This window comes from Bradyrhizobium sp. 61 (genome assembly GCF_023073075.1).
Taxonomy (GTDB): Bacteria; Pseudomonadota; Alphaproteobacteria; order Rhizobiales; family Xanthobacteraceae; genus Bradyrhizobium; species Bradyrhizobium barranii.
In genome coordinates this window covers 380,941-394,398 of the sequence record NZ_JADPIU010000084.1, presented here as the reverse complement: position 1 = coordinate 394,398, position 13,458 = coordinate 380,941, and the positions used below count along the sequence as shown (strand labels likewise).

Genomic DNA, 13,458 nt, shown 5'->3' with positions numbered 1-13,458 from the left:
TTACGGCGCCGCAACGGCGAGGTTGACGAACTTCTCGCGCGACATCCTGCCGAGCAGCGAGGCGAGCTCGTCCCGGCCCATCGCCTTGTCGAACTGGAGACGGAACATGCCGCCCTTGGCATCGCCGATGATCGAAGCCTGGTAGCTGTCGAGTAGCGCGGTGATGTCGGCGACGCGCGCCTCGGGCGTGAAGCGCACCAGCGCGCGCGCAGGTGGAGCTCCAAGCTCACGCGTGATCGGCGCGCCGACCGACAGCGAAGCGGTCTCGAAGGTCGCGGGCTGGGTCTTCATCAGCACGGCGCCGATGATGCCGGCCTGGAGCAGCAGCGCGATGGCACCCAGGCTCGCCGACCAGGCCAGCGTACGCGGCGACAGGCTCGAGAAGAAGGTCGCGATGCGCGCCGAGAGCGGCAGCGAACCGACCGGCCGCGCCGGCTCGGCGTCGATCGCGGCGAACAGCTTCTGCATCGCCCGCGCCGACGGAGCCCCTAAGCTCTCGTTCAGATGGATGGTCTCTTCGTACTCGCCGCGGATCGCGGCATATTGCTTTGCAAGCGCCGGATCACGCGCCAGCGCTTCCTCGACGCGGCGAGCGTCACGCGCGTTCAGCGTACCGGCGGCGTGCCAGGGCAGCAGCAGTTCAATTTCACTGGGCTCTTGCTCCAGCATCTTTTTGCTCAATGCCATCATGGCCAGCCTCGCTCAACGCCGGCTGCCTTCAGCAGTTCGGCCAGTTTCTTGCGCGCATAAAACAAGCGCGTCTTCACAGTGTTCTCCGGAATACCAACGATTTCGGCCACCTCTTCCACGGATTTCTCGTGGTAGTAGACGAGATCGACGATTTCCCGATGGTCCGGCGAGAGGCCCGTCAGACACTCCCGCAACGCTTCACTGGTATCCTTTTTCTGCACCGCGATTTCCGGATCGTCAGACGAATCCTCGATCGCGTTGGCAGCTTCGTCGTCCAACCCAACGTCCTTCCTGCGCCGGAGCGCAGACAGGGCCTTGAATCGGGTGATTGCCAGCAGCCAGGTGGAAACGGCGGATCGACCCTCGAACTTGCCGGCTTGACGCCAGACGTCGAGAAACACCTCGCTGATGAGGTCTTCCGCCGCCTGCTCGTCCCGCACGAGCCTTAGCCCGAACCTGTAGACCCTGACATGGTGCCGCCCGTACAGCACCTGCATGGCGAGCCGGTCACCTTGAGCGATCCTGGCGATGAGGACCTCGTCCGAAGCCGCCTGTGTCACGCTCAATGCCCGTCTCGCAAAGTTGGTCGGGTCGGCGCGGCGGACGGTTCGACGGGCGGGGCGAAATTCTTCAGCCTACCGCAGTCACACGGGGGTCTGTGTGATCTACCCCACATACGCGAATTTTCCTTTTGCCACCCGCGGCGGTTGGCCGGCTCGCTCGATAACGGTAACATAGTAATGAAGCATTCCCTGCGCAATGCCGTCCGGCGCGGACGGCCCGACATGATGGAACCATAGCAGCCCTGCACGACGTATGTCTCACCAAGCCCTGCTTTGGCTCGACCCCGTCGCCAACGATGCCTAATCGCCGGCAAATTTCCCCGCCGGCCGCTGTCACCCTGTTGCTCGCTGCACCGTTTGGATTCGATTTCGAAGGATACCAAACCTAAAGGCTTGCCGCGTAGATTTTTGGGCGACATTCACCCTTGGCGGGACAATGAGCACGGCCGCGACGACCTTACCGGAGAGGAATGCCGCTGAGGTCGCGGATCTCGTTCTCATGCCCGACGCGGCTGCGCCCGAGGTGCGAGCGCGCCGGGTTCGGCAACGCCGGCAGATGTATGTCGGCCAGGTCGCAAGCTACTCGTTCGGCGCCTTCGTGCTGCTGATCTATGCCCATGACGGCGTCGTCCCGATGAGCGTTCCGTCGCTGTTCTGGATCGGCGGCCTGATGATCATCGGCATCTTCGTCGTGATGTCGGAGGCCGGCGTCGGCGACAGGCACAGCGACCACTATCTCACCGTCTTCCAGATCTCGGCGCACATGGCGCTGCAGTTCATCTTCCTGGTGTCGGTGCCGACCCTCGGCATCGCCTTCATCAGCGTGCTGTTCCTGATCTTCGCCTTCGGCACGCTGCGCATGACCTCGGCGCAGGCGATGTTCACCTGGGCGATCGCGACGACCTGCCTCGCGGCCGTCTTCCTCGCCTCCGACCTGCCGATCGGCATGCCAGTCGCCACGAAGCTCCAGCGGACCGCCTCGATGCTGTGCTTCGTCCTGGTGATCGGCCAGTGCGCCTTCCTCGGCCTGTTCGGTGCCACACTGCGAAAGGTCCTGTACCGGCGCAGCATCGAGCTGAAAGCCGCCTATCAGCGCATCGAGGAGCTCGCCGAGCTCGACGAGCTCACCGGCTCCTACAACCGCCGCTGCATCATGCGGCTGCTCGATGCAGAGGTCGAAAAGTCGCAGCAGGCGTCCGCACCTTGCGCCATCGCGCTGATCGACCTCGACTGGTTCAAGCGCATCAACGACGCCCACGGCCACCCCGTCGGCGACGAGGTGCTGCGCACCTTCGCCATCACCATTTTTGCAAATATCCGCCCGGCCGACTTTTTCGGCCGCTATGGCGGCGAGGAATTTCTGCTGCTGCTGCCGGGCACCGACGGCGGCGCGGCGGGGCGCATGCTCGAGCGGCTGCGCGGTATCGTCGCCGATCTCGACTGGAGCGCATTTTCCCCCGGCATGCGGGTGACGATTTCCGCGGGCGTCGTGACGCTGCGCGACAACGATACTGCCGACACGTTTCTCGCACGCGCCGACAGCGCGCTTTATTCCGCCAAGGCGCAAGGGCGCAACCGTATTGCAACGAGCTGACTAATCCATTTTCTCCTGGCTGCGCAGAAGCCGCAGCCGGACCGAACGCTCCAGGACAGGGCCATGAGATCGAAATCCGAAAAACCATCCGAGAACCTGCTTGAGGAATTGCAGACCGCGCTCTCGCACGGCACCGTCGCGCGCCGGGTCGAGGCCCTGCGCCGCGTCACCGATCTCTTCATCAACAATGCGGTGGATTATTCCGACGAGCACATCAGGGTGTTCGACGACGTGTTCCAGTGCCTGATCGAGCAGATCGAGGCCTCGGCGAGAACGCTGCTCGCCAACCGTCTCGCGCCGATCGCGGCCGCGCCGCCCAAGATCATCCGCACCCTCGCGCTCGACGAGGTGATCGAAGTCTCCGGACCCGTGCTCTCGAAATCGGAACGGCTGGACGAGGCGACCCTGATCGAGATCGCGCGCACCAGGGGCCAGGCGCATCTCAAGGCGATCTCGCTGCGGCGGGTGCTGTCGGAAGCGCTGACCGACGTGCTGGTGGCGCGCGGCAACGAAGACGTCGTGCAATCGACCGTCAGCAATCCGGGCGCGAAGCTCTCCGAGGGAAGTTTCACCGACCTCGTCACGCGCGCCGAACGCGACGATGACCTCGCCACCTGCATCGGCCTGCGGCCCGACCTGCCGCGCCATCACTACCTGAAGCTGATCGCCAAGGCGTCCCTGAGCGTGCGCAGGAAGCTCGAGACCGCGCATCCGGAGCTCGCGGACGAAGTGTCCAGCGTGGTCCAGGAAGCGACCCAGCGGGTCCGCGCCGCCGCCATGACCAGGCAGACCGAAATGGCGCGCGCACTGGTGAGATCGCTGCACGAGGACGGTCGTCTCAACGAGTTTCAGGTCACCAGCTTCGCCGAGCAGGGCAAGTTCGACGAGACCAATGCAGGGCTCGCGGCGCTCGCGGGCGTGGCGGTCGAGACCGCCGAGAACATGATGATCGAGAGCCGCAACGAGGGCGTGATGGTCCTCGCCAAGGTCGCGGGCATGCAATGGTCGAGCGTCCGCGCGATCATCGCCATGCGCGAAAAGCTCTCGGGCGGCTCGAAGACCGACATGCTGACGCTGCGCGATGCCTACGAGGCCCTGCGCTCATCGACCGCGCAGCAGGTGCTGCGCTTCCACCGCATGCAGCAGGGCACGACGCCGGTGGCGTGAGGCCGGCACCGCTAGTAGCGCAAGACTTTCGAACCTGCGTAGGCGCCGATCGCGGTCACGAGTGCCGTCGCAATCGTATACCAGGTCGCGACGAACAGCGGCGAGTCGTCGGTGCAGTGCGAGGCGTAGAGCGTTGCGGCAAGGCCGGCCGACAGCAGGCCGGCGAGCGCGCCGGCGAGTGCAGGATGCGACGGCGCGCCGTGGCGCAGGCCGAACAGCGCGCCCGCAAGCAGCGGCAGCGACATCGCGGGGATCGCGAGCATGCACACCCGGGAGTTCTTGCCCACCAGCCGCATCGTCATCGGCATCGCCGGGGCCATCATGGTCTCGCTGCCGATCGCAACCGCAAGCAGGCCGACGGGAAGCAGCAGCAGCCAGCCCCAACCGCGCATCAAGGCTTCGGGCCGCGACAGATGCAGGCTGACGATGATCGCGGGGATCGCAAGCGACAGCGTGACCGCGAACTTCGTGTCGAAGAACGGATTATGCATCGCGGTCATCACGTCGGGCCGCACGCCAAGAAAGCTGGCGAAGATCAGGATCGAGAACGGCGCCGCCACCAGCAGCGCCATCGTCAGCACGGCGCCGACGCGCGGCGCGCGATGGGCGTTGTCGGCCGCGAGCGAGCGAATGAGTTGATCGGTATCCATGACTAGTGGTCCCGCAGTTTGGCAGTCAGCGCCGCAAGTCCGCGATGCAGCGCGACCCGCACCGCACCCTCGCTCATCGAAAACTTTGACGCCGTGTCCTTGATCGAAGCGCTGTCGACGGCGATCGACTGCAGCACGTCGCGCTGGCGCTGCGGCAGCGTGTCGAGCTGCGTTGCGACCTCGGCCGCCGAGGCCGTCTCCTGCGGCGCCTCGCCCGGCAGCGTCTCGGCGAAATCGTCGATGTTGACGAAGACCCGCCGGCCCCGCCGCCGGAGCGCATCGATCAGCTTGTTGCGCCCGATCGCAAACAGCCACGGGGCGAAGGGGGCTTCGCTGTCCCAGGTGTGCCGCTTCAGATGCACCGCCAACAAAATCTCCTGCACGATATCCTCGGCCTGGTCGGGAGGCTGCCCGGCCCGCGCCAGACCCCGCCTCGCGGCAGCGCGCAGCACAGGCGTGACCGCCTTCAACAGGCGATGATACGCCGCATCATCGCCTGCCATGGCCGACCGCATCAGGCCGGTCCACTCGTCCTCACGTCCGCGCACGCGCCCTCACCATGCAATTCGGCAGCTCTTTCAGTTTGTTACGCCGGCACCCGAAAGATCACGACTTCGTGATCTGCGCCGTGCCTCGCCACGCGATGCGGCCGTCGAAGCCCGCGACGGCTCATAACACCGATCGGTCCCGTCCGCATCCGGCGGCCGGTTGCGAGGCGGCGGTTTGCCCCGCTTTTGCCCGGGATAGCCCGAAGATTCCCATTTTTTGCCCCGCTGTGGTCACGCCCCAGGGGCTCTGTTCGGTCCCGGGACAGGCGGAATTGGGGAGATCGTCAACATGATGAAAGCCAGCGGGCGCGCCGCACTGATTCTTCTTGCCGGCCTTTTCGTGCTGGTCGGAACCGCTGCACAGGCGGCACCGAGTTCAGCCGCAAGCAGCAAATCGGACAGCGCGAGCAACCAGGCCGACGCAGTCAAGCCGAGCAACCAGCGACGCCATGCATCGCGCCACCGCGACAGCGGCAAGACGGCGCAGAAATCCGACGACAAGGCCGACAAGAAGGACGGCGCGGCGAAGGCCGAAAACGACGTGCCGGCCTTGAGCCAGATGCCGCCGGCAGTCGCCAACGCCAACGCGCAGATCGCCGCAGCCGATACGCCGACGGCTGCCGCGGCCTCCGCGTTGACCGGCCGCGCCAACGACAACGTTCAGGCTGCAGCCGATAATACCACCGCGCCGAATGACGAGGCTCAGGTGGTGGCGCCCGATCAGCTCAACGACATCGACCGCGCCCTCCAACAGGACCCGCCGGCACAGAAGGCGGTGATCGCCGCAACCGACGCGCGGCCGGCGCCGGTGATGGCGAGCAGCCACAACTCGGCCTGGGACCAGAGCTCGCTGATCGGCAAGATCTTCATCGGCGTCGGCACGCTGCTGACGCTGGCGTCTGCCGCACGCATGTTCTTCGCTTGATGCTTGGCCTGGTTTTTGGCCTGATTTTGGGGTGAGGGACCTCGTCCGGAACGCGCGTCTCGCCGCGCGTTCCGGACGGCCTCGTTCCGACAGCTTTTCGGCCCTTGAAGCCCACCGCGCCAGCGGGCACATTGCCCGCCCAATCAAACGCGTGGGTGGAGCATGAGCACGTTCGAACACATCATCGTCGAGAGCAAAGGCGCGGTCGGCATCATCAAGCTGAACCGGCCGAAGATGCTCAATGCGCTCTCCTTCGGCGTCTTCCGCGAGATTGCCGCGGCCGTCGACGATCTCGAGGCCGATGACGCCATCGGCTGCATCGTCGTGACCGGCAGTGAGAAGGCCTTTGCCGCCGGCGCCGACATCAAGGAGATGCAGCCGAAAGGCTTCATCGACATGTTCTCCGAGGATTTCGCCGCGATCGGCGGCGACCGCGTCGCGCGCTGCCGCAAGCCGACCATCGCCGCGGTCGCGGGCTATGCGCTCGGCGGCGGCTGCGAGCTCGCCATGATGTGCGACTTCATCATCGCCGCCGACACCGCCAAGTTCGGCCAGCCCGAAATCACGCTCGGCACCATTCCCGGCATCGGCGGCACCCAGCGCCTGACCCGCGCGATCGGCAAGTCGAAGGCGATGGACCTCTGCCTCACCGGCCGCATGATGGATGCGGCGGAAGCGGAGCGCTCAGGCCTCGTCAGCCGCATCGTGCCCGCCGACAGGCTCATGGACGAGGTCATGGAAGCCGCCGAGAAGATCGCATCGATGTCGCGGCCCGCCGTCGCCATGGCCAAGGAAGCGGTCAACCGCGCCTTCGAGACCACGCTCGCCGAAGGCATGAGCGTCGAGCGCAACCTGTTTCACGCGACCTTCGCGCTGGAGGACCGCTCCGAGGGCATGGCGGCGTTCATCGAGAAGCGCAAGCCTGTCAACAAGAACCGGTAATGCCCGCGAGCGGTCAGGCTGGTGTAAGGCTTCGCCGCCCTGGTGCAGAAACCCTGTGACGCACCTGCAACAAGCACGGAATAGATGGGGGTTTTCCCCGCGGCAGTTTGCCTGCGGGACCCCGGCTGGTTAAACAGTTAAGAGGCCACCGTCGGCGGGGGCGGACAGCCGGGGTTTAGCAGGATTACATGATTGGGCGTGCCGCCAGAGTTGGTCGCGTGATGACGCGGCATCGATCGGGCGTGGGTCCTGTGCTTGCGACATGGACCACGCTGGCGCTCTGTTGCGCCCTGCCCTCCGCCGCATGGGCGGAAGCCCTGCCTGAGGCGCTCGCCAAGGCCTACCAGACCAACCCGCAGCTCAATGCCGAGCGCGCGCGGCAACGCGCCACGGATGAAAACGTGCCGCAGGCCCTCGCCGGCTACCGGCCGCAGATCGTGGCAAGCCTCAGCGCCGGCCTGCAATCGGTGCGCAATTTGCTGCCCGACAACACGATCCAGACCGCCAATCTGAAGCCGTGGATCATCGGCGTCACCGTGACGCAGACCCTGTTCAACGGGTTCCGCACCGCCAACAGCGTCCGCGCTGCGGAACTTCAGGTGCAGTCCGGCCGCGAGGCGCTGCGCAATGTCGGCCAAGGCGTGCTGCTCGACGCGGTCACCGCCTACACCAACGTGCTGGCCAACCAGTCACTGGTCGAGGCGCAACGCTCCAACGTCGCGTTCCTGCGCGAGACGCTCGCCGTCACTCAGCGCCGCCTCAACGCGGGCGACGTCACGCCGACCGACAGCGCCCAGGCCGAGGCGCGGCTCAGCCGGGGGCTCGCCGATCTCAACGCCGCAGAAGTCGCGCTGGCGGTGAGCCAGGCGGTATACGCGCAGGTGATCGGCAATGCGCCATCGCAGCTTCGGCCCGCCGAAGTCGTCGACCGCTATCTGCCGAAGAGCCGCGAGGATGCTCTGACGACGGCGATCCGCCAGCATCCAGCGGTGATGGCGGCGGGCTTCGACGTCGATGTCGCCTCGACCAACATCCGCGTCGCCGAGGGCGCGCTGCTGCCGAGCGCCAGTCTTCAGGGCAGCGCCAGCCGCAGCCGCAGCAACGACCCGACGCTGAGCACCATCGCCGAAGACCAGGCCTCGATCGTCGCCAACGTCACCGCGCCGATCTACGACGGCGGCCAGGCCGCCGCACAGACCCGACAGGCCAAGGAGATCACGGCGCAGAGCCGGCTCGTGCTCGACCAGGTCCGCAACCAGGCGCGCACGGCGGCGACCAGCGCCTGGGTCGCCAATGAGGGCGCCAAGATCACGGTCTCCGCTTCCGAATCAGAGGTGAAGGCGGCGACCGTCGCGCTCCAGGGCGTGCAGCGCGAGGCCGCCGGCGGGCAGCGCACGACGGTGGACGTGCTGAACTCGCAGGCCGATTTGATCCAGGCCAAGGCCCGCCTGATCGGCGCACTGCGCGACCGCGTGATCGCCTCCTACACGCTGCTCAGCGCCGTCGGCCATCTCGACGTCAAGACGCTCAGTCTCAACACGCCGGACTATCTGCCCGAGGTGCATTACCAGCAGGTCCGCGACGCCTGGCACGGCCTGCGCACGCCGTCGGGGCAGTAGTTTCAAATCGTCTGGCCTGATGCCGATGAAGAGCTGCCGCATCCATCTGATGGGAGCTTCGGGCTCCGGCGTGACGACGCTCGGTCGCGCACTCGCCGGCCGGCTTGCGCTGCCGCATCACGACAGCGACGATTATTTCTGGCTGCCGACCGTGCCGCCCTACCAGACGACGCGCCCCGCCGCGGAGCGCCTGCGCCTGATGCGCGAGATGTTTCTGCCGCGCCGCGACTGGGTGCTGAGCGGAACCGTCACCGGCTGGGGCGACGAGATCGTCCCGTTCTTCGATCTTGTCGTCTTTGTGACGACGCCGCGCGAGCTTCGCTTGCAGCGCCTGCGCGGCCGCGAGGCTACGCATTTCGGAGCTGATGCCGTCGCACAGGGTGGCTGGCGTCATGAGGAGACGGAGTCGTTCATCGAATGGGCCTCGCGCTACGAAGCCGGCGATCGCGAGGGCCGCAGTCTCACAAAAGATGAAGCCTGGCTCGCGGGCCTGCCCTGCCCGGTCGTGCGCATCGACGGCTCACGCCCGCTTGCGGATCTTGTCGAGCAGCTATGCAGCGAAGCGGAGCGGTTACCCGGCTGATGTGATATTGTTCCGGTCCCACCTCAAAAATAACGAAGCAGGGAGAGAACCATGCTCAACCGACGCAGCGTCCTGCTTGCCTCCCTTGCCGCCGGAGTAGCCATGACCAACAAAGCTCACGCCCGTGCGGCGCAGCCCGCGACGCCGGTCGATTTCGACGTTCCGGCCCATGCCTGCGACTGCCACACGCACATCCATGGTGACGTCGAAAAGTTTCCGTTCTTCGCCGGGCGCGTCTATACGCCGGAACCGGCAAGCCCCGAGGAAATGGCGGCGCTGCACAAGGCGCTGCATATCGAGCGCGTGGTGATCGTGACGCCGAGCGTCTACGGCACCGACAACTCCTCCACCTTGTTCGGCATGAAGGCGCGCGGCGCGACAGCGCGCGGGGTCGCCGTGATCGACGACAAGACGACCGAAGCCCAGCTCGACGCGATGCAGGCGGACGGTTTTCGCGGCAGTCGCATCAATCTCGCCACCGGCGGCGTCAGCGATCCGAATGTCGGCCGCGCGCGTTTCTCGGCCGCCGCCGAGCGCATGAAGGCGCGCGGCTGGCACGTGCAGCTCTACACCACGCTGCCGATGATCTCGGCGATCAAGGAGCTCGTGCTGGCTTCGCCCGTGCCGGTCGTGTTCGACCATTTCGGCGGCCTCGAGGCGTCGCTCGGACTGGAGCAGCCGGGATTCTCCGACCTGATCGCGCTCGTCAAATCCGGCAAGGCCTATGTGAAGATCTCGGGAGCCTATCGCTCGTCGAACCTCGCGCCCGACTATCAGGACATGGTGCCCTATGCCCGGGCGCTGATCGCGGCGAACCCGGACCGCATCGTCTGGGGCACCGACTGGCCGCATCCAGATTCCAGCCCCGTCGAGGGACGCAAGCCCACCGACATCGCGCCCTTCTATCAGATCGAAGACGGCCGGCTCCTCAACCAGCTTCCTGTGTGGGCGCCGGATGCGGAGGTGCGCAAGAAGATCCTGGTCGACAATCCCGCGCGTCTCTACGGATTCTGAGGCGCGGCGACGGCGCGCGATCAGCGCGCGCGGCGGGAGAAGAAGGAGATCAGGACCGGCAAGGTCACCAGGATCACGACCGGCGCGAGCATCATGCCGGTGACGACGACGACGGCGAGCGGCTTCTGCACTTGCGAGCCGATGCCTTCGGACAGCGCCGCCGGCAGCAGGCCGACGCCGGCAACGACGCAGGTCATCAGCACCGGCCGGAGCTGCAACTCGCCGGTGCGTATCACCGCGCTCATGCGGTCCATGCCTTCTTCGATGAGCTGGTTGAACTGCGACAGGATGATGATGCCGTCCATGACCGCAATGCCGAACAGCGCGATGAATCCGATCGCGGCGGAGACGCTGAACGCAGTGCCGGTGATCAACAGCCCGAGCACGCCGCCGAAGATCGCCATCGGGATCACGCTCATGGCAAGCAGCGTGTCGGTCATCGAGCCGAAATTGAACCAGAGCAGCACGCCGATCAACGTCAGCGAGATCGGCACCACGATCGACAGCCGGCGGATGGCGTCCTGGAGATTGCCGAACTCGCCGACCCAGTCCATGTGCGCGCCGGGCGGCAGCTGCACCTGCTCGGCGACCTTCTGTTGCGCCTCGCGGATCGCGCTGCCGAGGTCGCGCTCGCGGACCGAGAACTTGATCGGCAGATAGCGTTCCTGCTGCTCGCGATAGATGTAGGCGGCACCGGAGACGAGGCTGATGGTGGCGACCTCGCTCAGGGGAATCTGCGTGACGGTGCCGTTGGGGCCAGGCGCGCCGATGCGCAAATTCTGGATCGCCTCGGCGCTCCTGCGATATTCCGGCGCGAGGCGGACGATGATCGGGAAGTGACGATCGGAGCCCGGCTCGTAGAGATCGCCTGCGGTATCGCCGCCGATCGCGACCTTGATCGTGGCGTTGATGTCGCCGGGCGCGAGCCCATAGCGCGCGGCCTTGGCACGGTCGATGTCAATCTGAATGGTCGGCTGCCCGAGCGAGGTGAACACCGCGAGGTCGGTGACGCCCTGCACTGTCGCCAGCACCGACTTGATCTTGTTGGCGGTGTCGGTGAGCGCCTGAAGATCGCTGCCGAACAGCTTGATGGAGTTCTCGCCCTTCACGCCCGAGACGGCTTCGGAGACGTTGTCCTGGAGATATTGCGAGAAGTTGAATTCGACACCTGGGAAGCGATCGTCGAGCTGCTTCAACAGCTGCGCGGTCAACTCCTCCTTGTCGTGCGTTCCCGGCCATTGGCTCGCGGGCTTGAGAGGGGCGAAGAACTCGGCGTTGAAGAAGCCGGCCGCGTCGGTGCCGTCATCGGGGCGGCCATGCTGCGACACCACGGATTCCACCTCGGGCCGGGCACGGATCAGCTTGCGCATCTCGTTGACGTAGGTGTTGCCTTCCTGAAGCGAGATGGTCGGCGGCAGCGTGGCGCGGATCCAGAGATTGCCCTCTTCCAGCTTGGGCAGGAATTCCAGGCCGAGCAGCCGGCTGAGCGCCACCGTCATCAGCACGAGACCGACGGCGCCACCAAGCATGATGCCGCGGTTGGCGACGGCCCAATTCAGCACCGGCATGTAGATCCGGTGCAGGATCCGCATGACCCTCGTCTCGGTCTCCTCGAGATGCGCCGGCAGGATGATCGCGGACAGCGCCGGGGTCACCGTGAACGTCGCAAGAAGCCCGCCGGCGAGCGCATAGGCATAGGTGCGCGCCATCGGCCCGAAGATGTTGCCCTCGACGCCGGACAGCGTGAACAGCGGCAGGAACGCCGCGATGATGATGGCGGCGGCAAAGAAGATCGAGCGTGACACGTCGGCGGCGGCGCTGAGGATGGCATGGCTCTTCATGCCGAACAGCGTCTCGGGCGACATCTGCTCGGATTCCGACACGGGCGTCGTCTGCGTCAGGCGGCGGAAGATCGCTTCCACCATGATGACGGTGGCGTCGACGATGAGGCCGAAATCGATGGCGCCGACCGACAGCAGATTCGCGGATTCCCCGCGCAGCACCAGGATGATCACGGCGAAGAACAGCGCGAACGGAATGGTGGCGCCGACGATCAGCGCGCTGCGGAGATCGCCGAGGAAGATCCACTGCAACAGCACGATGAGCAGGATGCCGACCACCATGTTGTGCAGCACGGTGTGGGTGGTGAGGTCGATCAGGTCCCCGCGATCGTAGATGCGCTCGATGCGCACGCCGGGCGGCAGGATGCTGGAGTCGTTGATGGTTTGAACGAGCTGGTGGACGCGCTTGATGGTTGGCGAGCTCTGCTCACCGCGGCGCATCAGGACGATGCCCTGCACGATGTCGTCGGAATCGTCGAGGCCGGCAATGCCGAGACGGGGTTTTTGACCGACAGTGACGGTGGCGACGTCCTTGACCAGCACCGGATTGCCGTTGGTCTGCGAGACCATGGTGTTGGCGAGGTCGTCGATGGAACGGATCAGGCCGACGCCGCGTACCACGGCCGATTGCTGGCCGATATTGACGGTGTTGCCGCCGACATTGACGTTGGAATTGCTGACCGCCTGGAGCAATTGCGGCAGCGTCAGGCCGTTGGCGACGAGCTTGTTGAAATCGACCTGGAGCTCGTAGGTCTTGCTCTTGCCGCCCCAGCCGGTGACGTCGATGACGCCGGGCACGGCGCGGAAGCGGCGCTGCAGGATCCAGTCCTGGATGGTCTTGAGGTCGAGCACGCTGTAGTTCGGCGGACCGACGAGGCGGTAGCGGAAGATTTCGCCGATCGGGCTGAGCGGCGAGATCTGTGGCTGCACATTGCCCGGCAGCGGCGCGAGCTGCGCCAGGCGGTTCAAGACCTGCTGCTGCGCCTCGTCATACGTATAGGCGAAGGAGAACTGCAGTTTGATGTCGGAGAGGCCGTAGAGCGAGATGGTACGGATCGTCGTGAGGTTCTTCAGACCCGCGACCTGGGTCTCGATCGGAATCGTGATGTAGCGCTCGATCTCCTCCGCCGACAGGCCCGGGCTCTGCGTCACGATGTCGACCATCGGCGGCGTCGGATCGGGATAGGCCTCGATGTTGAGCTGGTTGAACGCGATCACGCCGCCGATCAGCACGGCGACGAACATCCCGACCATCAGGAAGCGCCGGTTGACGGCAAGGGCGACGAGACGATCCATTCAGGTCTTCAATTTTCTTGGGTCGT

Annotated in this window: 12 protein-coding genes; 7 read left to right on the top strand and 5 right to left on the bottom strand. The window is 65.7% G+C overall.

Going from position 1 to position 13,458, the window contains the following annotated elements; genetic code table 11:
- The gene (locus IVB46_RS35265; RefSeq protein WP_063984606.1) at positions 1-690 is read right to left on the bottom strand and encodes a hypothetical protein; all 690 of its coding nucleotides are present in this window, start codon (positions 688-690) and stop codon (positions 1-3) included.
- Positions 687-1,256 (bottom strand): sigma-70 family RNA polymerase sigma factor, encoded by a 570-nt coding sequence (locus IVB46_RS35260; protein ID WP_008140099.1) that lies wholly within the window; start codon positions 1,254-1,256, stop codon positions 687-689. Before IVB46_RS35260 ends, IVB46_RS35265 begins: the two co-directional genes overlap by 4 nt.
- A 433-nt stretch (positions 1,257-1,689) precedes the next feature.
- On the opposite strand from IVB46_RS35260, the gene IVB46_RS35255 reads away from it, so the two are divergent.
- Together IVB46_RS35255 and IVB46_RS35250 are read left to right on the top strand one after the other, a co-directional pair.
- Positions 1,690-2,847: a GGDEF domain-containing protein gene (locus IVB46_RS35255; protein ID WP_247344597.1), complete on the top strand. Its 1,158-nt coding sequence runs from the start codon at positions 1,690-1,692 to the stop codon at positions 2,845-2,847.
- Positions 2,848-2,910: 63 nt separating this feature from the next.
- A complete protein-coding gene (locus tag IVB46_RS35250) occupies positions 2,911-4,014 on the top strand; it encodes a DUF2336 domain-containing protein (protein ID WP_247308330.1) in 1,104 nt (367 codons plus the stop codon).
- Between the two features lie 11 nt (positions 4,015-4,025).
- Here IVB46_RS35250 and IVB46_RS35245 read toward each other — a convergent pair whose 3' ends face one another.
- A complete protein-coding gene (locus IVB46_RS35245) occupies positions 4,026-4,664 on the bottom strand; it encodes a DUF1109 domain-containing protein (protein ID WP_014496784.1) in 639 nt (212 codons plus the stop codon).
- A gap of 2 nt (positions 4,665-4,666) precedes the next feature.
- Positions 4,667-5,212 carry a sigma-70 family RNA polymerase sigma factor gene (locus tag IVB46_RS35240; RefSeq protein ID WP_028146986.1) on the bottom strand — a complete coding sequence of 182 codons (546 nt, stop codon included), beginning with the start codon at positions 5,210-5,212 and terminating at the stop codon, positions 4,667-4,669.
- Between the two features lie 289 nt (positions 5,213-5,501).
- On the opposite strand from IVB46_RS35240, the gene IVB46_RS35235 reads away from it, so the two are divergent.
- The 5 genes from IVB46_RS35235 to IVB46_RS35215 all read left to right on the top strand — a co-directional run bounded on the left by IVB46_RS35235 (position 5,502) and on the right by IVB46_RS35215 (position 10,295).
- Positions 5,502-6,137 carry a hypothetical protein gene (locus IVB46_RS35235; RefSeq protein WP_247308327.1) on the top strand — a complete coding sequence of 212 codons (636 nt, stop codon included), beginning with the start codon at positions 5,502-5,504 and terminating at the stop codon, positions 6,135-6,137.
- 162 nt (positions 6,138-6,299) lie between these two features.
- Positions 6,300-7,079, top strand: a complete 780-nt coding sequence (locus tag IVB46_RS35230; protein WP_063984610.1) for an enoyl-CoA hydratase — start codon at positions 6,300-6,302, stop codon at positions 7,077-7,079.
- Positions 7,080-7,267: 188 nt separating this feature from the next.
- Positions 7,268-8,698: a TolC family outer membrane protein gene (locus IVB46_RS35225; protein WP_208073218.1), complete on the top strand. Its 1,431-nt coding sequence runs from the start codon at positions 7,268-7,270 to the stop codon at positions 8,696-8,698.
- A 25-nt stretch (positions 8,699-8,723) separates the two neighbouring features.
- On the top strand, positions 8,724-9,281 hold the full coding sequence (locus tag IVB46_RS35220; RefSeq protein WP_247309093.1) for a hypothetical protein: 558 nt from the start codon (positions 8,724-8,726) through the stop codon (positions 9,279-9,281).
- A 51-nt stretch (positions 9,282-9,332) separates the two neighbouring features.
- The gene (locus IVB46_RS35215) at positions 9,333-10,295 is read left to right on the top strand and encodes an amidohydrolase family protein (protein ID WP_247308324.1); all 963 of its coding nucleotides are present in this window, start codon (positions 9,333-9,335) and stop codon (positions 10,293-10,295) included.
- Positions 10,296-10,315: 20 nt separating this feature from the next.
- Here the strand turns inward: IVB46_RS35215 and IVB46_RS35210 are convergent, their stop codons facing one another.
- A complete protein-coding gene (locus tag IVB46_RS35210) occupies positions 10,316-13,432 on the bottom strand; it encodes a CusA/CzcA family heavy metal efflux RND transporter (RefSeq protein ID WP_247308321.1) in 3,117 nt (1,038 codons plus the stop codon).
- Positions 13,433-13,458 lie beyond the last annotated feature (26 nt).

Excerpts from the sequence above, each read along its gene's own strand:
- IVB46_RS35230 (WP_063984610.1), top strand. The coding sequence starts at position 6,300 with ATGAGCACGTTCGAACACATCATCGTCGAGAGCAAAGGCGCGGTCGGC.
- IVB46_RS35235 (WP_247308327.1), top strand. The coding sequence starts at position 5,502 with ATGATGAAAGCCAGCGGGCGCGCCGCACTGATTCTTCTTGCCGGCCTT.
- IVB46_RS35210 (WP_247308321.1), bottom strand. The coding sequence starts at position 13,432 with ATGGATCGTCTCGTCGCCCTTGCCGTCAACCGGCGCTTCCTGATGGTC.
- IVB46_RS35250 (WP_247308330.1), top strand. The coding sequence starts at position 2,911 with ATGAGATCGAAATCCGAAAAACCATCCGAGAACCTGCTTGAGGAATTG.
- IVB46_RS35225 (WP_208073218.1), top strand. The coding sequence starts at position 7,268 with ATGATTGGGCGTGCCGCCAGAGTTGGTCGCGTGATGACGCGGCATCGA.
- IVB46_RS35255 (WP_247344597.1), top strand. The coding sequence starts at position 1,690 with ATGAGCACGGCCGCGACGACCTTACCGGAGAGGAATGCCGCTGAGGTC.
- IVB46_RS35265 (WP_063984606.1), bottom strand. The coding sequence starts at position 690 with ATGATGGCATTGAGCAAAAAGATGCTGGAGCAAGAGCCCAGTGAAATT.
- IVB46_RS35215 (WP_247308324.1), top strand. The coding sequence starts at position 9,333 with ATGCTCAACCGACGCAGCGTCCTGCTTGCCTCCCTTGCCGCCGGAGTA.
- IVB46_RS35245 (WP_014496784.1), bottom strand. The coding sequence starts at position 4,664 with ATGGATACCGATCAACTCATTCGCTCGCTCGCGGCCGACAACGCCCAT.
- IVB46_RS35220 (WP_247309093.1), top strand. The coding sequence starts at position 8,724 with ATGAAGAGCTGCCGCATCCATCTGATGGGAGCTTCGGGCTCCGGCGTG.